Below are 22118 nucleotides of genomic sequence, written 5' to 3'. Positions count from 1 at the left end.
GGCCACTGCTGGGGAGCACGTGCCGCGGGCCCCGCCGGTTCACCCGTGCCGCACGGCGCCGGACAGGATCGAGCGGATGCTGCTGTGGTCGGTCTCCGGCTGCTCCTGCCGGTGCTCCTGGTGCGGGTGGCCGTGCCCGGCCTCGGCGCTCTCCGGTTCGGGCAGCTCCTGGAGCGGCGGCAGGCCGGTCGCCGGGGGGCGGCCTGCGCCGCCGGAGGCGGTGCCGGGGCCGAACCCGGCCGAGCGGGCGGCCGGGGGCAGGCTCGCCGCTCCGGTCCGGCCCCGTCCGCTGCGGCCCAAAGTGAGCGGGAGGGACGGCAGTCGGCCGTCGCCGGGGGTCTCCTGGCCGGTCGGCGGGCGGGAGCCGGAGGCGCCCCAGGTGACCAGCTGGACCGGCGGCAGCGCGCCGGCCCCGTCGGCCACCGGGTGGGGGTTGGCGGGCTGTCCGAGGGCCGGGCCGAGGCCCTGCCGGAGCGCACCGACCAGGTCGCTGCCGAGCGGGACCGGTGCGGCCGCCCCGTCGAACAGCGTCCACTGGCCCGGCTGCCAGCTGGACTCCAGCGGCGCGTTGGCGGGACCGGCCCCCAGGCGTCCGGCCAGGACCGCGCCGTCCGGGGTGGTGACGGCCTGGCCCGAGGTGGCGATGACGTGCACGCCCCCGTGGTTGGCGGCGATGACCTCGGCCGGGCTGGGGCCGGTGCCGACGGGCGAGGCCGCGTCGCAGCCGACCAGCACCAGCGCCTGTCCGGGCTGCAGGTTGTGCCGGGTGAGGACCTGCTGGTCGAACTGGGTCGGGGTGAGCGAGGCGTTGCCGACCACGAAGTTGCCGGGCGTGGTCGGGTCGTTGTGGACGTGCACCACCAGGGCGTTGCCCACGGTGGGGAAGGAGTACGCGGCCTGCAGCTGCCGGGGGCCGTCGTCGGGGACGGCGGCGTGGCCCTTGGCGGGGATGAACACCCCGGACGGTGTGGGGGTGCCGTTCTGGTGCAGGGCCTGGGAGTCGAGCCGTTGCAGGGCCAGCTCCGGGCTGACCGCGAACTCCAGGCCGTGCCGGACGTGGAAGGCCATCCGGGTGGTTCCGCCGGGGATGTCGATCGGCCCGCGCCGGTTGCGCGCCGTGACGGTGATCCTGACCACGGCGTCGGAGCGCAGGGTCAGCCAGGGCACGTTGCGGTTGCGGGAGATGACCCGGCGCATGTCCTTGTGGACCGTGAAACTGGAGTGCCCGCGCCTCTGGCCGAAGCCCACGCCCACGTTCTCCTGCGGGTTGCGTTTGTCGTGCGAGCCCGGCGGCAGTTTCGGGTCCATGCTCCCGGCGGTCTCCTTCAGCCCGACGGAGGTGCTGAAACCCCAGCCCTCGCCGTCGGACTTGTTCTGGCTGGACTCCACGAAGCGGTAGGAGTTGGACTCCAGGCCGCCGGTGAAGTGGTTCCCGGCGAGCCCGTCGAACGGCTCGACCTCGATCTTCATCACCGCATGGGTGTCGGTGAGCAGGCCGCCCTCGCGGACCAGCGTGGGGGAGACCAACCCCTTGTCGGAGATGGCCAGTTCCAGCTCGTTGGTCATCATCGGGTGGGACAGCATGGTGAAGATCGCGTCGCGGGACCGCGAGCCGTGCGCGACCATCCGCTTGACGGCGGCGTCGGCCGAGTTGTCCCGGGTGGCCGTGTTCCCGGCCAGCCGCTTGAGCACCTCGTCGCTGAGCACCCGGAGCTTGTCGTGGTCGAAGCCGAGGTTGAATGCCTTCCGGTCGAGCAGGTCCTCCTTGGTGATGCCCAGCGGGGTGCCCAGCGTGGCTGCGGTGGCGCCGAAGTCGACCTCGCTGACCGCCACATGAGTGTTCAGGGGCGTGTACGGCTCGATCGGCGGATGCTGCAACTGCTCGGGTATCTGCACCCGTTCGGTGAGCATCACCCGCGCGGTGCCGTCGGCCCGGCTCATGTCCAGCTTGTTGTTGTACCAGAGCATCACCTTGTCGGGGATGGTCAGCAGGCTGTTGGCGAGCCGCGAGGGGTTGGCGGTGCGGATCACCGTCACGTCCACGGCCAGGTCGCCCGCGTAGCGGTTGGTGGGGCCGCCGACGAACAGGGTGTTGCGGCTGGCGTCCACCCCGCTCACCGCGTCGCCCTCGCTCGCGGACTTGGAGATGCTCCCGCCCGGGGCGACGGTGATGGAGTTGAACCGGTCGGTGACGTCGGGGGATTCGGCCACCCGGGTGCTGCTGGACCACTCCGTGCTCTCGTCCACGGAGCGGCTGGTGCCGTCGGCGTTGAGCCGGAAGTGGTAGCGCGAGGTGGTGGCGCCGTTGACGTCCTCCAGGTAGTAGTAGCCGTTGTTGTTCGGGTCGCGGGTGGCCCGCAGCAGCAGCCAGATCCGGTCGTTGTGCAGCACCCCCGGATCGGTGGTGTGCAGGATCAGGCCGGGGCCGAGCAGGGTGTCCAGCAGGGCTTCGGAGGAGCCGGTGTTCAGCAGGGTGGACAGCTTGGTCGGCAGCGGCCGGTGGACCCCGACGCCGAGGTCGGCGATCTGCCAGTGGTCGTCCATCACCCCGGGTGCGTGTCGTTGCAGCAGCGACTGCACGCTGTCCACCAGCGGGTTGCCCTGTCCGGTCATCTCGAAGCGCCCACGGGCCGTGCCGGGCGGCACGATCAGGCGCTCGGACGCCGCCGCGTGCGGGACCAGCGGGCGGACCCCCAGCTTGCGCCCCTGGGCGCCCAGGGCCAGGTCCTCCGGGGTGGCCGGGAAGGTGTCGATCTCGAGGTCGGTGTTCCGGCGGGGGCGGGCGTCGGCGGCCGCGCCGGTGTGCGGCAGCCCGGTGCGGATCAGCGTCGGCCGCCCGTTGGGCGCGGGCGCGGCGGCGCTGCGCAGCGCCTGGGTGTGCGGGTCTGCCGGCGCGGCCGTGGCCCGCAGGTAGCGGATGCCGCCGTTGACCTCGAACAGTCCGCTGGCGACCCGGGGCGTGGAGGAGCCGAAGACATTCTTCTTCTGCGTGATCACGGTCACCCGGTAGAGCATGTGCGCCCGGTGCTCGGTGAAGTCCGCGTTCAACTGGGTCAGCCGTCCGGAGACCGGGCCCAGTGTGGTGCTGCTCGACCGGCTCTTGTTCTTGACGAAGGGGAGGTCCCCCTGGCGGTTCAGCCCGGGGAAGACCGACTGACCGCCGTGGTCGGTGCCGGCCGCGGCGCCGAAGGAGACGCCGACCTTGTAGTAACTGGACCGGCCCCAGCCGTCGCTGCCGGAGACGTTGCTGCCGCCCTCGGCGACGTCCATCTTCAGGGTCTGCAGGTGCAGGGGGGTGGCCCCGCCGTCCAGCGGGAAGCCCTCGATCCGGACCACCGTGTGGCCGTCCTGGAGCAGGCCCTGCCGGACGAAGGTGGCGGTGATCGGCGAGGGGCCGCGCACCTGCGCGCCGGTGAGCATCTCCGTCCCGGTGGCCGCCCAGGCGATGTCCCCGGCCCGGTCGGGGCTGATCCCGACCTGGTTCAGCAACTCCACCACCTCGGCCTCGACGTGGTGCGCGCCGATGGTCTCCATCACCACGTCGTCGCCGTTCAGCGGGGTGTGCCGGCGCTGCAGCTCGGCCGGGATGTCGGGCAGGCGCACCAGCGGCAGGGTGGTCCTGCTGTGGGTGTACCTGTCCACCACCTGCGGCCCGCGCAATCCCCGGAAGTTCCGCGGTACCCGGGTGCCGATCCCGGTGACGTCGGGCCGCGCGGTGTGGGTCAGCTCCTCCGGCACCACCAGCCGCACCTGGTGCGGCGCCCCGGCCGGGCCGGTCACGTGCCGGGTCACGCTGCGCTCGCGGGCGATCGTCGCCAGCAGTGGGTTCTCGGCGGGCGGCAGGACCAGCGAGCGGAGCTTCCGGTACGCCAGCGCCGGCCAGTCCGTGGGGTTGGTCTCGACGACGTGCTTGATGCCGACCTTGACCTGGTAGGTCACGTCGTAGTCGAAGGTGCGGGCCGCGCCGCCGTACAGCATCGCCTGCAACTGGAAGCCGGACGAGCCGCCGCCGCTGCTGTCCGACTTGGACAGCGTCCCACCGACCTCCAGCGAGGGCCCGAACTGCCGCAGCGCGCTCTTGGTCAGCCGCCCGATCCCGGCCGTACCGGAGAAGTTGAACGCCAGCGTGCTGGAGGCCGACAGCGAGTCGTTGCCGCCGTGCCCGGCGAAACCGGCCGGCATCAGCTCCAGCTTGGCGTTGGTGACCCGCCCCTGGGCTGTCGGCTGGGCGCTGCGCACGGCCTTCACCTCGATGGTGATCACCTCGGTGCCGTTGCCGACCGGGCGGTACAGCTTCTCCTTCACCCCGCCCGGCTGGAACAGCGCGCTGCCGCGGTTGATCAGCGCCTCCTTGCTGAACTTGGCCAGCAACTGCCGTCGCAGGTAGGACGCCTCCATGGGGCCGCGTCCGGGGGCCCAGCTGCGGGACGCCTCCACCTCCTTCAGCTGGCCCTCGATCTGCGGCAGGATCTTCTCCGCCCCGGAGAGCCGGCCGATGGCGGAGAAGCCGATGCCCTGGTTGGCCTCCACCGAGACCGGCGGGAACCGGTCGGCGGCCTGGGCGGGCGGCACCTGGGCCGGCCCCTGGCCGTTGGGCGCCACGTCGCGGTCGCGCGGGACGAGCGTGTTCGCGTGCAGCCAGGCGGGGGAGCCCACGTCCCCCGCCGTCTCGCGGGCGATCAGCGCCTCGAACCGCGCCGCCTCGTGCAGCGGCACCCGGACGAAGGTGGTGACGTCCTCCTCCGCCAGCGCATCCGGCCGGTTGGCGTAGTGCCGCATGTCGCTGCTGACGTGCACGGACATCCGGGTGGTCAGCCGGTACAGCCGGCTGTGGTCGTTGTAGACCAGCCCGCGCACCTCCCCCGCGCCGGTGTTCTCGTTGGTGGTGCGGGTGCTGCCCACGTGCATGCCCAGGCTGAAGCCGCCGCCGACCGAGTGGTTCAAGCCGAACGCCGCCTCCGGGTCGCCGACGGTGTAGCCGACGCTGCCCTTGATCGGGGTGATGCCGACGCCGCCGGAGTCGCTGCTGCTGCTGTTGGTGTTGACCCAGCGCTGGCTCTCCTCCTTCATGGGCACCGCTGAGTCGCTCACCCGCTCGGCGCGGAGCATCCGCGAGACCACGTTCAGGTGCGCCCGGGCGTCGCCGTCCGCGGTGCGGTACGAGGGCGAGAGCGTGCCGACAGTGTTCAGATCGCCGTAGTTGCGCAGCAGGTTGGGCTCGCTGATCCAGTGCTGGATGCCCTCGTACAACTCAGAGCCGAGCTGGACGCTGCGGTTCGGCAGCCCGGCGATGACGCTCCGGCGCAGCCGCTCCAGGCCGGAGATGGACTCCGGGATGTGCATCACCTGGTGCAGCGCCGAGTGCACCCGCTCAGCTACGGCCCGGTCGGCGGGGGTGTGCGAGGCGATCTGGGCGTCGTCGAGGCCCAGCCGGGCGGCGCCGGCGCCCGGCCGGTTCGCCGCGGTGGGCAGGATCGGGCCGCCGCCCGCGGGCTGCTCGGGCGTCAGCTCCTTGGGGAAGCCCAGCCGGGCAGGCGCGCTGACGGTACGGCTGAGCGGCGCCTCCGGGCTGCCCAGGCCGCCGATGGACACGGTCAGCTCGGCGTCGCCGAAGTGGAACCTCGACTCCTGGCCGCCCATGTCCAGGAAGCGCTTGGTCGCCGACACCCCGTCGTTGCCGAAGGCCCAGCTCTGCGAGCTGTCCCCGGACATGTTCAGCTCGGCAGTGGCCGACAGGATCTTCCTGGGCAGCTCCCCGAAGGGCTGCACCACGTTGACGGCGGCGTTGAACGACCGGCTGTTGGAGCCGGTGATCCTGGTCCCGGCGATGTTCTCGTGGTCGGACTCCACCGCGCCGTGGTGCTTCTGCCCGAACACGGTCTGCTGCGACGCCGGGGCGCCGCCCTCGTCGCGCTGTGCCTCCAGCGAGGGCAGGTAGTGCGCCTGCGCGTCGCTGCCGAGGTCCAGCCGGACGTTGACGTCGTACGTCCGCCGCCCCACCCGCACCGGGAGCCGCAGCCCGCCCTCCAGCATCCGCTGCGCGGAGGCCCGGTTGCCCAGCGCGACCAGCCGCTCGCGCACCGCGGACCGGGTGGCGTCGCGGACCGGCTGCAGGACGGCGGCCGGGAGGGAGTCACGCACCAGGTCGGCCATGGCGTCGTTGTCGCCGAACCAGACGTCGCCCAGACGCATCACCCGGCCCCGGTAGCCGAGCGGGAAGCCCTGGACGGCGCCCGTCGCATCCGTTTCGGCGAAGCCGGGCGGCAGTTGGCGCGGCGGGTCGGCCTGCAGCTGCTCCAGCCGCGCGGCCTCGGTGCGGATGCGCCAGGCGGCCGCCGTCTCGGCCGGCCGCCGCACCGGGTCCGCGATCCGGTCGTGCTCCTGGCCGCTGGAGGCCTCGCCCGCCTTGTGCGCCGTGGAGATCCGGCCCTGGTGGGCGCTCCGGACCTTCGCCCAGGTCAGCCGGTCGTGTATGTCGGGCATGAACACCCGCCCGGCGTGGCGGTCCAGCGCTGCGTTACGGGCCCGGTCGCGGGCCGCCTGCACCCGCTGGGTGGCGGCCGGGTCCTCGGCGACCAGCCTGTTGCGGCGCTGCTCGGCCGCCTGCCGCAGATCCTCCCGGACCGGGTCCGGCAGGTGCAGCGGGCGCGCCGCGCGCTCGGCCACCGACTGCTGCTGGGCGGCCTGCTCGCCTTCCGTCTCCTGGTCCTGGGCGGCGTTGGCGCGCAACTGCCCGATCCGGGCGCGGATGCCCTGCGGCAGCGCCGTGTGCTCGGCGGCGAGCTGCTGTTCCAGATCGTGGTAGGCGCGGGCGCGCACCACCGTCAGGGCGTGCGGATCGGGCGCGACCACGGGGCCGCCGCCGGCCAGCTCCGACTGGAACGCGGTCAGCTGGTCCTGCTCGGACAGCGGGCCGGTGGAGGTCAGCTGCTGGTGCCTGGCCGCGACATTCTCCAACCGCTCCAGCTCGTCCAGCGCCTGGTCGTCCCCCTCCAGCGCCCGCCGGGTCAGCAGGTTCACCGCGGTGCGCTCGCCGCCGAGCAGGGTGTCCAACCCCTGGCGCACGGCCCGAAGCCGCGCGGCGGAGGCTCCCTGGACGAGCTGTCGGGCGACGGCCGGGTTCTCCAGCACTTCCTGGCCGGACTGCCGCACCCGGGCCTGCTCGGCCTTGGTGAGCTCGCGGTTCCACACGGACGGCGCGACCGCGCCCTGGCGCCCCTGCCCCCGGATGGGCAGGGGGTGCACCTGCTCCCGGGTGGGCACCGGCACCGCCGCCGCTACGGTCTGGTCCCGTTGGGCGGGGACGAAGTGGCTCTCGCCGACCCGGGCCAGCAGCAGCGGCTGGCCGCTGTGGTGCGGCCCGGTCACCTGGCCGAGGCGCTCGGGGATGCCGTGGACGCCGACCACGCCCAGGTCCAGCCGGAACAGGTCCGCCGCCAGGTGCGGGGCCAGCACGCCCAGCGTCGCCGACCAACGTCCGCGGGTGGCCAGGTCGTTGAGGACGCCTGCGACCGTGTCGGTCTGCGCCAGGAACCTCCCGTAGGACGAGGGCGCGGCGGTGGGGTCGGCCGCCTGCCGGGTCAGGTCGTCGCGCAGCGCGTCGTGCAGGGCGGCGCGCAGCTGGACCTCGGTGGGCGCGGTCCCGAAGATCCGGGTCAGCTCGGTGTTGGCGACCTCCCGCAGCGAGGCGACGAAGGAGTCGGCCTCCTGCCCGGCCGGGGGGCCGGTGCGGACCGGCGCATAGCCGTGCGCGTTCAGGGCTTTGCTCTGGGCGTCGGTGATGCCGTGGACGAAGCCGACCGCGTCGTGCGGAGCCGGTCCGGCGCCGAGCCCGCGCGCGCCCAGCAGCGACCACGCCTGCTTGAGCGAGGCGGTGCCCAGCGAGCGCGGGACGCCGTTCTCGTACACCGTCCAGTCGCCGTCGGGCCGCACGACCGGGCGGCCGCTCGCGGTGTCGATGCCCACGACCCCGGAGATCACGTCGCCGTCGGTGGTGACGATCGCCTCCCGGGTCGGGCCCAGGGTCGGTTTGCCGCTGGCCAGATGGGCCGCCAGAGCCAGGGAGGAGCCGTCCTCGCCGGGCTTGGCCGCGTAGCAGCTGATGAAGGCGTGGGCCGCCGCGCCCGAGTCGTGCGCCAGCACGGCGTCCGCGCCGACCAGTCGGCCGTCCAACTCCATCGCGCCCTGCTCGCCGTGCCCGACGAACAGCTGCCAGCCCTCGGCCCCCGGCACGGCGTGCGCCGCCGCGCGCTGGAGCGGGCTGCCGTCCCGGCGCGGGAACCACACGCCGTGGTCGGTGGCCACCACGGCGGCCCGGTCCGGCCCAGCCGCCGCCGCAGAGCCGTCACCCGGCCCCGACCCGGCCCCGGCCCGAACGCCGCCGGACCCGGGTGCGGGAACCTCCGCGCGGCCCTGCTCCGCCCTGCCCGGCTCAGCGGCCCCGGCCGTCCCCGCTCGGCCGGGCTCGGGCGCGGCCGTCTCCACCCTGACGGGCGCGGGTGCGGGCCGGTCGGTGCCTGCCTCGGCGGTACGGGCGCGCTGCGGCCCGGGCAGGCCGCGCCCGGTGGCCGAACGCGCGGCTCCGGCGCCGGTGGTGGCGGCGTTGGCATTGGACGGAACCGGTTCCGGCTGGTCGCCCGCCCGTGCTTCTGGTGCGGATTCGGAGCCCCGGGCCGTCCGTGCCCCGGGCAGGGCCTCGCCGACCGACCCCGCCCCGGTGGTACGGCTTGGCTGCTCGGCGATGGTGGCGGTGGCCAAGGCCGGTTCCTGATTGTCCTGTTGGGCCTCTGGCTCGGTTTCGGAGCCCCGGGCCGTCCGTGCCCCGGGCAGGGCCTCGCCGACCGACCCTGCTCCGCCGCTGGTCGCTGGGCGCTCCCAGGAGCCGGTGGTACGGGCCGACTGCTCGGCGGTAGTGGCGGTGGCCAGGGCCTGTTCCTGTGCGGCTGGTTGGGCTTCCGGCTCGGCTTCGGCGCCCTGGGCTGCCCTTGCCTCCGGCAGTGCCCCGCCGACCGACCCTGCTGCGCCGCCGGTTGCGGGGCGCTCCCAGGAGCCGGTGGTACGGGCCGGTTGCTCGGCGGTGGTGACCAGTCGGGGGGCGTCCTGGCCCGGCGTGCCCGGCTCCACCGGTCCGCCCCGGCCCTCGGACGCCATGGGCCCGGCGTTGGTCGGGCGGGTTTGGCCGACACCGAAGACGCGCTGACCGAGCGTCAGTTCGCTCTGCTGCGGAGGGGTGTACGGCGTGGATGCGGACCCGCCTGACCGGGAGGTGGAATGACTGGTCGTCAGTTCGCCTCCCTGTCCGGAGAACTGGCTGCTCGGGTCGCCGGTGGCGGCTGTTCGGGCCTGGGAGGACTGCTGGGTGGGGGAGATGACGTGCCAGCCGCCGTCCGTGGGCTGCTGCGTGCCGGGGGCCGTGCGCAGCACCGACAGGCCGCCGGGGCTGGTCTGGACCGTGCCGTCGGGGGCCAGCACGTCCACGCCGTGGCCGTCGGCGAAGGCTTGCAGGCCCGGGTAGTCGGCCGGGCTCACCGGGGAGGTGAGCAGCACCCGGATGGGCATGGACGCGTCGGCGGGCAACTGCTCGCCGACCCCGCTCCAGACGTTCTCCAGGTGCCCGCCCAGCCCGCCGACCGGTACCGGCTGCCCGTCCGGACCGACCGGTACCTCGTCCGGGGTGCCGACGACCAGGGTGTCCGGCAGCTTCTGCACGGCGGTGAGGAAGTCCCCCTGCCCGCCGCCGACCCGCACGCCGTCGCCTGCGCCCACGTCCACGGCGTCCCCCGCGGCCTGCTGATCGCCGCCGGAGTGCACCACGTAGGAGCCGTAGGCGTTGGGCTGCACCCACAGCGGTGAGCCCTCGGCGTCCCGCAGGCCCGATCCGGCGGCGAAGCCCTCGGGGACGCGCGGGGCGGTCTCGGGGGCGCTCTCCGCGCCGGTCTCCGGCAGCGGCATGCCCTTGTCCAGCAGCGCGGCGACGTCCGCGTCGAGCGCGCTGCCGGGGCCGAGGTAGTTCTTGGCGCCGTCGATCAGGCCGTGGCCCAGCGTGCCGATCGCGCCCCCGGCCGCGCCGTTGACGAAGCCCAGGTAGTTGAAGTCCACCTGGCCCTGGATGCCCGACATCACGATCTGGCTGACGTAGTTGGAGGCCCCGCCGACCACCACGCCGTTGACGACCTTGCCGGTGAAGGTGTGCGAGAAGTCGCCCATGAGCTTGCTGCCGCCGAGGCCGAAGCCCGCGCCGATGGCCCCGGCCAGCGCGCCCATGCCCGCCGACTCCAGGGTCTCCTTGAAGTCGAAGCTGGACCGGTCGCCCTTGGCCATCTCGATGAGCTGGGTGAGCATGTCCATCCCGCCCATCATCGCCGCGCCCTTGGCGATCTCCTGGAGGGCCATCCGGCCGATGGAGATCACCACCGACTGGGTCGCCTCGATCATCGCCGGGACGGCGGCCTCGCTCGCGCCCGCGGTGAACGGCGCCATCGCGGCGGCCCACAGCAGTTCCGCGAGCAGCCAGGCGAGCATCTCGATGATCTGCAGCTTGGCGGTCTCCACCGCCAGCGCGGTCTGGTTGAGGCCGTCGGAGACGCTGTACAGCTCCTGCTGCATGGCGGCCAGCGCCTGCGGGCCGCTGGCGGACATCTGCGCGATGTACGCGTCGAACGCGGCCCCGCCCTGTCCGCCGACTGCGCCCCGGGCCCCGGCCAGGGCCACCGTCACGTCGTTGGAGAGGTCGCCGAGGTCGTCGCCGAAGGAGGAGGCGGTGGCCCCGAGCGTCCTGGTCTCGGTCTCGCTCAGCTTCGGCCAGGCGCCCGCGACGTACTTCGCCACGTCCTGGAGGAAGGTGGGAAGCTGCAGGTCCAAGGCGGCCTCCGGCGGTCAAGGGCGGTGCTGTGGGCGGGGGTTGCTGGGTACCGGCTGCCGGGCGGCCGGGATCACTCGCCGGCGGCGTGGTCCGCGGCGCTGTAGGAATCGCGGGTGGTCTTGATGCCGGTCGAGGTGCCGTCGACGCTGTCGCCGAGGCCCTGGATGCCCTGGGCCACGCCCTGCAACGACGGCTTCAGCCACGCCTGCAGGCCGTCGGAGTACGGGTCGCCGGCCTCGCCCGGAACGTACATGGCGTCGGTGAAGTTGGCCGTGGTGCTGCGCAGTTTGCCGCTGACAGCCTCCAACTTGGCCATGGCGGCGGTGAGGTTGGCATGGTCGGCGTAGACGGCGCCGGTGTCGTCGGACACGGTGGCTCCTCTCGGGGCAGCTCTGCGGGGTGGCGTACGCCAGTGGTCGGCGTCGGTCCTGGTCGGCGTCAGTCCTGGTCGGTGTCGGCCTCGGCGTCGGACTTCAGCTGGAGCGTCAGCAGCTCGCGGACCTGCTCCGGGGTGCGCGGGCTCTCCGGCAGCAGCCGGTCCCAGTCCAGTTGGCCCTTGGACAGGTCGTCGAAGGAGGTGCCCTGCGGCAGGAAGGGGGCCATGATCCTGCCCGTCTCGGCGCGGACCGAGGCCCGGGCCTTCTCCAGGGTGCCGAGGATCAGCGCCGACAGCTCGCCCGGCTCCATCGACTGGTAGTCCTTGTTGTCGAACTTCAGCGTCTTCAACTGGCCCAGGGCGTCGACCGTCACGCTGACCTGACGGTCGCGCGAACGGATGGTGGCCTCGGTGGTGGAGAGCCTGCGGCGCATCTCCATGATGCCGTCGCGCTTCTGCCGGTAGCTGTCGATGACTCCCTGGAGCCGCTGCTCCGCGTCCTGGCTCATCCGTCCGCCTCCCGCCGTGGGCCGACCGGCGCCCGCAGGGGCCCGGCGCTGTCCGTCTCCGTGTCCTGTTGCACGGCCGGTCGGCGCACGCGGTTCATGTCAGTCCTCGTCCTCGTACTCGGAGCGGCCGATGGCGCCCAGCAGGACGCCGCCCGGCAGCCCCCAGACGTCCCGGTCCTCCTCCAGCCAGGTGGTGCGGGAGCGGTCGTTCTGCTGGCCGCCCGCGCCCATGCCGCCCATGCCCATGCCCGGCATGTAGGGCATGCCCTCGCCCTCGGCGCCCTCGGCCGCGCTCTCGCCGAGCGCGCCGTCTCCGGAACCCGAGCCCGAGCCCGCGCCGGAACCGCCCGCGCCCGAGCCGTAGCCCGAGCCCGTGCCGCCCCGGCCCACGGGCAGGCCGTCGGCGCCGAGCTGCTCCCCGCCCAGGCCCGCGCCGCCGACGCCACCGCCGCCCACGCCGCCGAGCTTGCCGCCGACCCCGCCGAACGAGTCCGCGCCGCCGCCACCGGGCAGGCCCCCGGCTCCGCCGAGGCCGTCGCCCCCGCCGAAACCGTCCAGGCCGTCCCCGCCGCCCAGCCCGTCCCCGCCGCCGAGGCCGCCGAGGCCGCCGACGCCCTCCGGGCCGCCGGGGTCGATGCCGTCGACACCGCCGCCGCCGACACCGCCCACGCCGCCGCCCAGACCGCCCAGGCTGCCCACGCCGCCGCCGACGCCGGTGCCGCCGCCGTCCAGGCCGCCCGGCAGGCCGCCGGGGTTGTCGCCGGGCAGGCCGCTGCCGACGCCGCCCACGCCCACCGAGCCCGGCAGGCCACCGCCGACGTCCCCGGCACCGCCCGCGCCGATCGCGCCCAGGGTGCCGCCGGTGCCGGTGCCCAGCGGGTCGAGTGCGGACAGGCCGCCCGGGTCGCCGGTGTCCAGGCTGCCCGTCCCGGAGCCCGGTTGGACGAAGTCGTCCTGGGCCCCCGGCAGGCCGCCGGTCAGCGGCATCGCCCCGGCACCGCTCGCGTCGGCGCCGCCGCCGGACGTCAGCCCGGTGTCGCCGGGGAAGCCGCTGCCGCCGGTGGCCAGGTCGTCCTGGAGGCCGCCGGTGTCGCCCGCGCCGCCGAGATCACCGGCCCCGCTCAGGTCCGGGTCGCCGCTGGCGGCCGGCGGGGTGAACGAGTTGGGGTTGCTGGTGTCCGGGAAGTCGGTGTCCGGCGTGGGGTAGGTGGTGGAGTCGGTGGGGTCGAAGTTGGGATTGGCCGGAGCGGGTTTGAAGGAGGGGGCGGTGGTCTCCTTCAGCTGGGCCTCGACGCTCTTGTAGCTGTCCGCCAGCTGCTGGATCAGCTGCCGCGACTGCGACACCAGCTCCGGGGAGCGCTCGGCATGCGTGATCGTCACCGAACCGTCGAACTGGGCCCAGGAGCTGGCGATCGGCGTGGGCAGCTGCAGCTCGGTGCTCTGGGTGATGGGCGAGTCGAACACCGAGGTGTCCGGCATGGTGGGCATGTCCGTCGACGGGCCGCTGGTGTCGTCGGTCGAGGCCATCGGGGCGTACCTCCCTTCCTGCTACTTCTGCGCCCGGGTGTACTTCGGCGCGTGGGCGGACGTGTACGAGTTGACGGCGTTGTTGGTCAGCGCGCCCAGGGCCAACTGCGCCTGGTAGAGCTGCTGGCCGGACGCGCCCATCAGGGCGTTGTACTCCTGGCCGATGAGTTTCACCGTGGACACCAGCCAGGTGAGGATGCCGTAGACGATGGCGGCGAACTCGTCGGCGGCGTCGCCGGTCCACAGCGGCTCGCCGGTGGTGCCCATCAGCTGCGACATCTGCGAGACGATGGTCTTGCCCGCGTTGGACAGCGCCGTGGCCGCCTCGGCGAAGTCCTGCGCCGCGTTGTAGATCGTCTGCGGGTCCACCACCTGGGCGTCCGGGTCGTTGGAGAAGCCGCCCCAGATGGCCTGGACCACCTGCTCGTAGCTGTAGCTGCCGTACACGCCGACGGCCCCGGGGGACCGTCCCCTACAGTGCTGAATCCCATGGTGCTGCCCTCCTCGTCACATGGTGGGGATCTGGGTGGACGGCTGCGCCCCGGTGATGTTGGGGAAGTACGTCTCCAGGTCCGGCCCGATGGCGTTCCACATGTCCTGCGCCGACGCCTTGGCCAGCGCGTCCGCGTTGGCGTACTGCCCGGCGAAGGTGATCAGGTCGGAGCAGAGCGTGCTGATGCCGTTGATCAGCGCCTCGATGTTGTCGGCGGCGGTCCCGGCGTACTGCACGATGGTCTGCTTGAGGTTGTCCCCGTCGGGCAGCATGCCGCGCCCGCCGAAGGTGATGTTGGTGTCCACGCCCAGCAGGTTGACCCGGGCGGACGCCAGCGAACCGCTGTCCAGCGAGGTCGCCAGGGACTGGATGTTGTTGGCGAACGTCTTCAGCGCCTGCGGGTCGACCGAGATGGTGCCCGTCGAACTGGTGGCCACGGCTCCCCCTAGCGCATGCTCTGCCAGGCCGAGGCGACCTGGGCGTCGACGGTGCCGTAGAGCGTGCTGGCCTGGTTGACGGTGATGCCGGCGCCCTGGAGCAGCGCGGCCATGTCGGTGCAGGCCGCGTTCCACTCGGTCTGGCAGGCCGTGTACATGTCCTTGGCGTTGCCGTCCCAGGAGTTGAGCATCGGACGGATCTGCTGGTCCAGGTCGTCCAGGATGGCGCGGAGCTTCTGCTCGGCGATCATCAGGTCGTCCATGGCCTGGTTCATGGTGGGGATGTGGGCGTAGAAGCCCGAGCCGCTGTCGCCGGTCGCCATGACGGTTCCTCATTTCTTGTTGTCTGCGGGCGGTTTGCTGGTGCTGCGGTGCGGTTCTGCCTGCGCTGGCTGCTACTTGGGGATCTGCGGCGTCAGGCCGGACAGCGTCCTGGCGAAGTCGCTGGTGAGCCCGATGGCCTCGTACTGCTGCTTGTCGTAGCTGAACTTGGTCTGGGTGAGCTGCGCCTCGATGCGCTCCAGCGCGGCGATGACGTTGACCATGTCCTGGTCCCACTGGCCCATGATGTTGGTGAAGGCGCTGGCGGCGTCGCTGGTCCAGCCGCCGCTGAGGGAGGTGACGGCCTCGTTGGTGGCGACCAGGATGGTCTTCACCTCGCCGATCTTCCCGTTGATGATCTGGGCGCCCTGGGCCATGACCGCCGGGTCGCCCCGCAGGACGCTGCCGCTGCCCGAGGGTGTCGTCATGGTGGTCTCCTTCGTGGTGGGTGTGCGGTGGGGTTCTGTCTGGTTTCACGTCCGGCCCGGCGGATGCGTTCAGTGCTGCGCAGGGTCAGTTGGACGGGGGTTGCGCGGCTGCCAGACCGGGGGCGTCCGGGTCCAGCACCGGACCGGTGGGCAGCAGTTTCAGCAGGGTGGACGGGAGTTGCACGGGTGCGGTGGCCCCGTAGCCCAGCATCTTGGCGGTGGTGCCGGCGGCGAGCGGGTACTTGGCGCCGGTATCGGTGACCAGGTACTCGGCGCCGCCCGGCCCGGCCTGGGCCAGCAGCCCGCCGCTGGCCGGTACGCGGACGTGGTCGGCCGTCCCGAGCAGGTGCGCGGCGGCCGTGCCGCCCGCCGGGAGCTGCGCCTGCAGCGCGTCCGGGGCGCTCTCCAGGCCCACCGCCATCGCGGGCCCGGCGGCGGGGCCGGGTGTGGCGGTGAAGCACGGCACGGCGCCACCGGCGCCGGTGGCCCCGACCGCCCGGGGCACGGTCGGCGGGTAGGCCAGCGTCATCGAGGAGGCGGCCGAGTGCGGTGCGGCGGCCAGCGCGGCGGTGCTGATCCGGATCGGCGCGACCGGCTCCCGGCCGTACGCGGCCTGGGTGGCGGGGGAGCCCACCAGCAGTGCCTCGTCCACCGGGGTGAGCGGGGACAGGCCGTCGGCCAGCATGACGAAGTCGCTGGCGGTCGCGGTCGGGTCGGTCACGGTGAAGACCTGGCCCACCGCCGTCCGCCGGCCGTCGACCGCCGGGCCCGGCCGCCCCAGGCCCGGCACGGTCCGGGCGCTGAGCACCGGGCCGGACGGCAGGGCGTCCAGCCAGGCGTCGCCGACCGGCAACGGCTGGGTGCTGTCGTAGCCGAGCGCCGCCCGGGCCGCGGCCGGGAGCAGGAACCGCTGGTCGTGCCAGGCCAGGTAGACGCTGCCGTCGGGCGCGCCGACCAGCAGCGCCCGGCTGTCCGGCAGCGCGGCCACCGCCCGGTCCGAGCCGATCTCCACGGTCACCACCGGCTCGGCCGGCCCGGCACTGGCGGCCACCTCGGCCGAGCACACCGACCACGGGCCGGTGGTGGGCGCGGTGGCGGACGGCAGCGAGTCGGGCGCGCCGGGGATGCCGATCGCCGGACCGTGCGGGACGCCGTCCACGGCCGCCCGGCTCACCGTGGTGAGCGCGGGGGTGGCGCTGCCGAGCGCCAGCAGCGCCGACGAGTAGTTGAGCAGCGGGTCCAGCTCGCCGCCCTCGTACAGGTAGCGGATGCCGGTGCCCTGCTCCACCAGGATCGTGTTCGACGCGGTCAGCTTGGACGCGCCGGCGCTGGGCGAGACCAGGCCGAACACCGCCGCCCCGGCCACCGCCAGCATGGTCAGCATCACCCCGGCGAAGACGCCGGTGGCCGACCGCCGCATCGGGGTGCTGGGGGCGTCCGGCTCCCCGTGCACCAGGCCGGACACCAAACGGCCCACCACGAACCGGTACGCCTGCAACTGGTCGCGCTGGCTCTGCATCTGACTCTCCGTCCTCGTTCGGTGCGCCGGTCAGCCGCCGAGCCCGCGGGCCCAGCCGAAGACACCCAGCAGCAGCACGGCCAGCGGCACCAGGGCCACGCCCACGGCGGTCTCGGCGATCTCCGCGGCCCGGCCCCAGTAGGGCAGCAGCCGGCGGTCCGCCAGGGTCCTGGACGCCGCCAGCAGCGCCAGCGCCACCACGGCCACCGCCGCCAGCCCCACGCCCAGCCGCTCCGGCGCGGACGCCGCCCGCTGCCCCAGGTGCACGGCCAGCACCACCAGCCCGCACCCGGCCGGGGCCAGCAGCGCCAGCCGCTGCCAGGCGCTGGGCAGCAGTCGGCAGCGCAGCAGCAGCACCGCGCAGAAGCCGCCCACGGCCAGCCCCGGGCCCCAGCCGTCGGCGCGGGCCAGCACGGTCAGCGCCCCGGCGCAGGCGCCGCCGATGCCGACGGTGAGCGCGGTCATCCACAGGTCGGTCGCGCGGGCGCCCGCCCGCAGCTCGTCCGCCTTCAACGGCTCGGTGTTGCGCAGCAGTTCCTCCACGCCGACCGGCAGCGGCGGCACCCGCATCCCGGCCAGCCGGAACGAGACGGTCGGCACCAGCGGGTTCAGCGCCAGCGCCAGGACGGCGGTGCAGGCCGCGCCCCCGGCCGCGCTGCCGCCGGCCACGCCGGTGACCAGCGCGCCGACCCCGGTGAACGCGGCCGCCAGGCCGGCCGCGGCGAACAGCCGCCGGCTGCCGCCGACGCCCAGCCCGGCCAGGACGGCCGCGACCAGCACCGCCGCGCACCCGGCCAGCAGCTCCCGGCCGCCCGCCCCGTGCCCGTGGCCCGGTGCCCGCAGCAGCAGCCCGGACAGCGCCGCACAGGGCAGTGCGGCGCAGCCCAGCACCGCCGCACCGGCCCGGTCGCGCGCCAGCCGGTCCGACAGGGCGGCGCTGACCAGCAGGAACAGCGCGGTGGCGGCCGCCGCTGTGCAGCGCGGCGGCCGGGCGCCGGGGAGCAGCAGCAGGCCGAGCCCGGCCAGCAGTGCCGCGCCCAGCAGGCCCAGGAACATCCACCGGGTCAGCTGCGGCGTCCAGCGGTCGGGGCGGTCCCGGATGCCGTCGGCGATCCCGGCCACCAGGTCGTCGAAGTCGACGGCGGGCAGCCGCTCCTGGCGCGGCCGCAGGTACAGCCGGTCGCCGTCGCGCAGCCCCGCCTCGGCGGCGGTGGCGTCCTCCTCCAGCGGATCCTCGCCGAGCCGTTGCAGCACCCAGCCGTCGTGGACCGCGCCCTCGTCCGGGAGCCCGGCCCCGGCGTGCCGCAGCAGCGTCGGCAGCAGATAGCAGATCGGCACGTCGGCCGGGACCGCCACGTCCAGCGTCCGGTCGGCCGCCACCAGGATCAGTCGGCACAGGTCGTTCGGCATCTTCTCGGTCACCTCGGGCTGCTGGGCGGACGGGCGGCGGCTGCCGCGGCCGGGGAGGGGCTCGCCTCTGGGGACACGCTCGAACCCGGCCGCGGGTTCGGACGTGCTTCCCCTTGCGGGCCGGGAGCCGGTCGCGCCAGTCCCGGAACGATGGACGAAGGAGGCAGCCGTGACCACTGTGGTCTTCGAACGGCCACCGCGGCGCAAGGTCCCGCCCCTGCCGCGCGGCGAACTGGTGCTGCAGGAGCCCCCGGCGCTGCCGGAGTCCGGGCGGGGCGGCCTGGGCAGCACGCTGATGATGCTGCCGATGGCCGCCGGCTCGGGGGCGTCGATGCTGTTCTTCGCGCAGCCCGGCAGCAACCACACGCTCAGCTACCTCTCGGCCGGGATGATGGCGATGTCCAGCGTCGGCATGATGGCCGGCAGCCTCGGGCGCTCCGGCGGCGACCGCAAGGGCAAGCTGCGCGCCGAGCGCCGCGACTACATGCGCTACCTGGGCCAGGTCCGCCGCAAGGTGCGGGCGATGACCGACGAGCAGCGCGAGGCGACGGCCTGGATCCACCCCGACCCGGAGTCGCTGTGGTCGCTGGCGCTGAGCCGCCGGCTGTGGGAGCGCCGCAGCAACCACCCGGACTTCGCCGAGGTGCGCATCGGCACCGGCCCGCAGCGGCTGTCGGTCCAGCTGAAGCCGCCGCAGACCAAGCCGGTGGAGGACCTGGAGCCGCTGTGCGCCAGCGCGCTGCGCCGCTTCATCAGCGCCTACGGCACGGTGCCGGGGCTGCCGATCCCGGTGTACCTGCGGGCCTTCGGCCGGGTGTTGTTCCAGGGCGACGAGGAGGTCTCCCGGGGCATGGTCCGGGCGATGGTCGCCGAACTCGCCACCTTCCACGCCCCGGAGGACCTGCGGATCGCCGTCTGCGTCTCGCCCGACCGCGAGCAGGACTGGGAGTGGGTCAAGTGGCTCCCGCACGCCCAGCACCCCTCCGAGCGCGACGCGTCCGGCCAGGTCCGGCTGGTCAGCAGCAGCTACATCGAGCTGGAGAACCTGCTCGGCGGCGACCAGTTCCGCGACCGGCCCCGGTTCGACCCCCGGCAGCCGCCCAACCCCGGCGAACCGTACGTGGTGATCGTCCTCGACGGCGCCCGGCTCACCGAGGGATCCCAGGCCGCGACCGCCGGCTACCGCAACGCGGTGCTGCTGGACGTCGGCGGTGGCCTGCCGTGGAAGGCGGCCCGGACCTCGCTGCGGCTGCGGACCGCGCCCGAGCGGGTGGAGGTGGTCGGCGCCGACCGGGCCGGCAAGGACACCTTCGAGGAGATCTGCGTGCCCGGCGTGCTCAGCCCGGCCCGCAGCGCCGCCCTGGCCGAGGTGATCGCCCCGTTCCGGCTCGGCAGGTCCGCCGAGACCGCCCAGCCGCTGGCCACCGACATCGACCTGACCGCGCTGCTGGGCCTCGGCGACGCCCGCACCCTGGACCCGGCGGTCAGCTGGCGCGCCCGCTCCACCTGGGACCAGCTGCGGGTGCCGATCGGCGTCGCCGACGACGGCACCCCGGTCGAGCTGGACATCAAGGAGGCGGCGCGCGGCGGCATGGGCCCGCACGGCATGCTGATTGGCGCCACCGGCTCCGGCAAGAGCGAACTGCTGCGCACCCTGGTACTGGCGCTGGCCGTCACGCACTCGTCCGAGGTGCTGAACTTCGTCCTGGTGGACTTCAAGGGCGGCGCGACCTTCCTCGGCCTGGACGACCTGCCGCACACCTCGGCCGTGATCACCAACCTGGCGGACGAACTGCCGCTGGTGGACCGCATGCACGACGCCATCACCAGCGAGATGAACCGCCGCCAGGAGCTGCTGCGGCGCGCGGGCAACCACAGCTCCATCCACGACTACGAGAAGGCCCGGGCGAGCGGCGCTCCACTGGACCCGCTGCCGACGCTCTACCTGGTGGTCGACGAGTTCAGCGAACTGCTCACCACCAAGCGGGAGTTCATCGACCTCTTCGTGATGATCGGCCGGCTCGGGCGCAGCCTGGGCATCCATCTGCTGCTGGCCTCGCAGCGCGTGGACGAGGGCCGGATGCACGTGCTGGAGTCGCACCTGTCGTACCGGATCGGCCTGCGCACCTTCTCGGCGGCGGAGAGCCGCAGCGTGCTCGGCGTCACCGACGCGTACGAGCTGCCGTCCGCGCCCGGCAACGGCTACCTGAAGACCGGCACCTCCAGCCTGGTCCGGTTCAAGGCCGCCTACGTCAGTGGGCCGTCCGGCCGCGACCGGCCGGTACTGCAGAAGGCGGTGATCCAGCAGCAGATCGTGCCGTACACCGCGCGCTTCCTGGAGCCGCGGCCGACCGGGGCCGAGGAACAGGCCGCCGAAGCCGCCGAGACGGCCGCCGCCGAGGCCGCCACGCAGACCCCGGCGGAGGAGGGCGGCGAGAGCGTCATGCAGGTGCTGATCGACCGGCTCCGGGACCAGGGCCCGCCCGCGCACCAGGTGTGGCTGCCGCCGCTGTCCGATCCGCCGCTGCTGGACGAGATCCTGCCGCCGCTGGACGAGGACCCGGTGCTCGGGCTGCAGGCCCTGGGCTCGCCGCACCGGGGCGAACTGCGGGTGCCGGTGGGCGTGGTGGACCGCCCCGGCGACCAGCGCCGCGACCTGCTGGTGGCGGAGCTCTCCGGCGGCGCAGGGCACGTGGGCATCGCCGGCGGCGCCCAGTCCGGCAAGAGCACCCTGGTGCGCAGCCTGCTGCTGTCCCTGGCGCTCCTGCACACCCCGCGCGAAGTGCAGTTCTACTGCCTGGACTTCGGCGGCGGCACGCTCTCCACGCTGCGCGGCCTGCCGCACCTGGGCAGCGTCACCGGCCGCCTCGAACCGGAGAAGGTGACCCGGACCGTGGCCGAGATGGTCGGGCTGCTCAAGCAGCGCGAGGAGACCTTCCGGGTGCACGAAGTCGAGTCCATGGCCGCCTACCGCAAACTGCGCCGCCAGGGCGGCTTCGCCGACGACCCGTACGGCGACGTGTTCCTGGTCATCGACGGCTGGTTCACGCTGCACGCCGACTTCGAGTCGCTGGAGACCGCCATCCAGGAGCTGGCCGCGCGCGGCCTGACCTACGGCATCCACCTGGTGGTCACCGGCGTCCGCTGGAGCGAGATCCGCCCCTGGCTGCGGGACCAGCTGGCCACCAAGTTCGAGCTGCGGCTGCCCGACCACATCGACTCCGAGGTCAGCCCCCGGCTGGCGGCGGGCGTCCCGGAGCAGCCCGGGCGCGGGCTGACCAAGGACGCCATGCACTTCCTGACCGCGCTGCCCCGGATCGACGGCAAGCCCTCCGCGGCGGGACTGCCCGAGGCCACCCGGGAGCTGGTCGAGGAGGTCGGGCAGGCGTGGCCCGGCCCGGGCGCGCCCGCCGTCCGGCTGCTGCCGCAGGTGCTGCAGGTCGCCGAACTCCCGCCGCCCGGCGGCGACCTGAGGGTGCCGCTGGGCCTGGACGAGGCCGCCCTGGCCACCGTCTGGCACGACTTCGAACTGCAACCGCACCTGATGGTCTTCGGCGACACCGAGATGGGCAAGACCAACCTGCTGCGGTTGGTCGCCCGCGCCGTCGCCGGGCGCTACACCCCGGACCAGGCCCGGGTGCTGCTCGCCGACACCCGCCGCGACCTGTACGACGTCGTCCCGGCCGAGCACCAGCTCGGCTACTCGGTGTCCAGCGGCGCGCTGGCCGGCAACGTCAAGGAGGCCGTGTCGATCCTGCGCGAGCGGGTGCCCGGCGCGGACGTCGCCCCCGGACGGCTGCGGCTGCGGGACTGGTGGGTCGGCCCGGCCCTGTACGTCCTGGTGGACGACTACGACCTGCTCTCCTCGCCGATGGACACGCCGCTGGCGCCGCTGATGGACCTGCTCGCGCAGGGCAACGAGATCGGCCTGCACCTGGTCGTGGCCCGGGCCAGCGCCGGGGCCGGGCGCTCCATGGGCGATCCGGTGCTGCGGCGGCTGTGGGACCTCGGCACCCCCGGGCTGATGCTGTCCACCCCGCGCGAGGAGGGCCCGTTCCTGGGCTCCACCATGCCCCGGCGGCTGCCCCCGGGCCGCGCCCAGCTGGTCACCCGTCGCGGCGCCGCGCTGATCCAGACCGCCCTGGTCGGGGAGGGCTGACCGGCCGGACGGCGGCGACCCGGTGAACCGGGACGCCCCGGCGTCCGTGCCAGGAGGTGCGGACCGTGACACGGCCCC

The 22118-nt window shown here is 74.1% G+C and carries 11 protein-coding genes; 1 reads left to right on the top strand and 10 read right to left on the bottom strand.

Going from position 1 to position 22118, the window contains the following annotated elements; translation table 11 throughout:
* Window positions 1-39: 39 nt before the first annotated feature.
* The 10 genes from GXW83_RS21905 to eccD all read right to left on the bottom strand — a co-directional run bounded on the left by GXW83_RS21905 (window position 40) and on the right by eccD (window position 17893).
* Entirely contained in the window at window positions 40-10860 is a 10821-nt protein-coding gene (locus GXW83_RS21905) for a hypothetical protein (protein ID WP_182444714.1), read from the bottom strand.
* Window positions 10861-10931: 71 nt separating this feature from the next.
* Window positions 10932-11231 (bottom strand): hypothetical protein, encoded by a 300-nt coding sequence (locus tag GXW83_RS21900; RefSeq protein ID WP_182444712.1) that lies wholly within the window; start codon window positions 11229-11231, stop codon window positions 10932-10934.
* A gap of 68 nt (window positions 11232-11299) precedes the next feature.
* A complete protein-coding gene (locus tag GXW83_RS21895) occupies window positions 11300-11746 on the bottom strand; it encodes a YbaB/EbfC family nucleoid-associated protein (RefSeq protein WP_182444710.1) in 447 nt (148 codons plus the stop codon).
* Between the two features lie 99 nt (window positions 11747-11845).
* The gene (locus GXW83_RS21890) at window positions 11846-13273 is read right to left on the bottom strand and encodes a hypothetical protein (protein ID WP_182444709.1); all 1428 of its coding nucleotides are present in this window, start codon (window positions 13271-13273) and stop codon (window positions 11846-11848) included.
* Between the two features lie 21 nt (window positions 13274-13294).
* The gene (locus GXW83_RS21885; protein WP_182444708.1) at window positions 13295-13720 is read right to left on the bottom strand and encodes a hypothetical protein; all 426 of its coding nucleotides are present in this window, start codon (window positions 13718-13720) and stop codon (window positions 13295-13297) included.
* Between the two features lie 60 nt (window positions 13721-13780).
* Window positions 13781-14203, bottom strand: a complete 423-nt coding sequence (locus GXW83_RS21880; RefSeq protein WP_182444707.1) for a hypothetical protein — start codon at window positions 14201-14203, stop codon at window positions 13781-13783.
* Between the two features lie 8 nt (window positions 14204-14211).
* Window positions 14212-14526, bottom strand: a complete 315-nt coding sequence (locus GXW83_RS21875; RefSeq protein ID WP_182444706.1) for a WXG100 family type VII secretion target — start codon at window positions 14524-14526, stop codon at window positions 14212-14214.
* Between the two features lie 72 nt (window positions 14527-14598).
* The gene (locus GXW83_RS21870) at window positions 14599-14952 is read right to left on the bottom strand and encodes a WXG100 family type VII secretion target (RefSeq protein ID WP_182444705.1); all 354 of its coding nucleotides are present in this window, start codon (window positions 14950-14952) and stop codon (window positions 14599-14601) included.
* Window positions 14953-15037: 85 nt separating this feature from the next.
* Window positions 15038-16471 (bottom strand): type VII secretion protein EccB, encoded by a 1434-nt coding sequence (eccB, locus tag GXW83_RS21865; protein WP_182444704.1) that lies wholly within the window; start codon window positions 16469-16471, stop codon window positions 15038-15040.
* A gap of 30 nt (window positions 16472-16501) precedes the next feature.
* Window positions 16502-17893 (bottom strand): type VII secretion integral membrane protein EccD, encoded by a 1392-nt coding sequence (gene eccD / locus GXW83_RS21860; protein WP_182444703.1) that lies wholly within the window; start codon window positions 17891-17893, stop codon window positions 16502-16504.
* A 157-nt stretch (window positions 17894-18050) separates the two neighbouring features.
* On the opposite strand from eccD, the gene eccCa reads away from it, so the two are divergent.
* The gene (gene eccCa, locus GXW83_RS21855) at window positions 18051-22040 is read left to right on the top strand and encodes a type VII secretion protein EccCa (RefSeq protein WP_225447164.1); all 3990 of its coding nucleotides are present in this window, start codon (window positions 18051-18053) and stop codon (window positions 22038-22040) included.
* Window positions 22041-22118 lie beyond the last annotated feature (78 nt).

Source organism: Streptacidiphilus sp. PB12-B1b (genome assembly GCF_014084125.1).
Lineage (GTDB): Bacteria > Actinomycetota > Actinomycetes > Streptomycetales > Streptomycetaceae > Streptacidiphilus.
The sequence above is the reverse complement of the archived record's forward strand: the minus strand, read 5'-3'. Positions and strand labels throughout refer to the sequence as shown.

What these genes read in the sequence shown, in the direction of transcription:
- GXW83_RS21870 (WP_182444705.1), bottom strand. Translation starts at nt 14,952, where the DNA reads ATGACGACACCCTCGGGCAGCGGCAGCGTCCTGCGGGGCGACCCGGCG.
- GXW83_RS21890 (WP_182444709.1), bottom strand. Translation starts at nt 13,273, where the DNA reads ATGGCCTCGACCGACGACACCAGCGGCCCGTCGACGGACATGCCCACC.
- GXW83_RS21875 (WP_182444706.1), bottom strand. Translation starts at nt 14,526, where the DNA reads ATGGCGACCGGCGACAGCGGCTCGGGCTTCTACGCCCACATCCCCACC.
- GXW83_RS21895 (WP_182444710.1), bottom strand. Translation starts at nt 11,746, where the DNA reads ATGAGCCAGGACGCGGAGCAGCGGCTCCAGGGAGTCATCGACAGCTAC.
- eccB (WP_182444704.1), bottom strand. Translation starts at nt 16,471, where the DNA reads ATGCAGAGCCAGCGCGACCAGTTGCAGGCGTACCGGTTCGTGGTGGGC.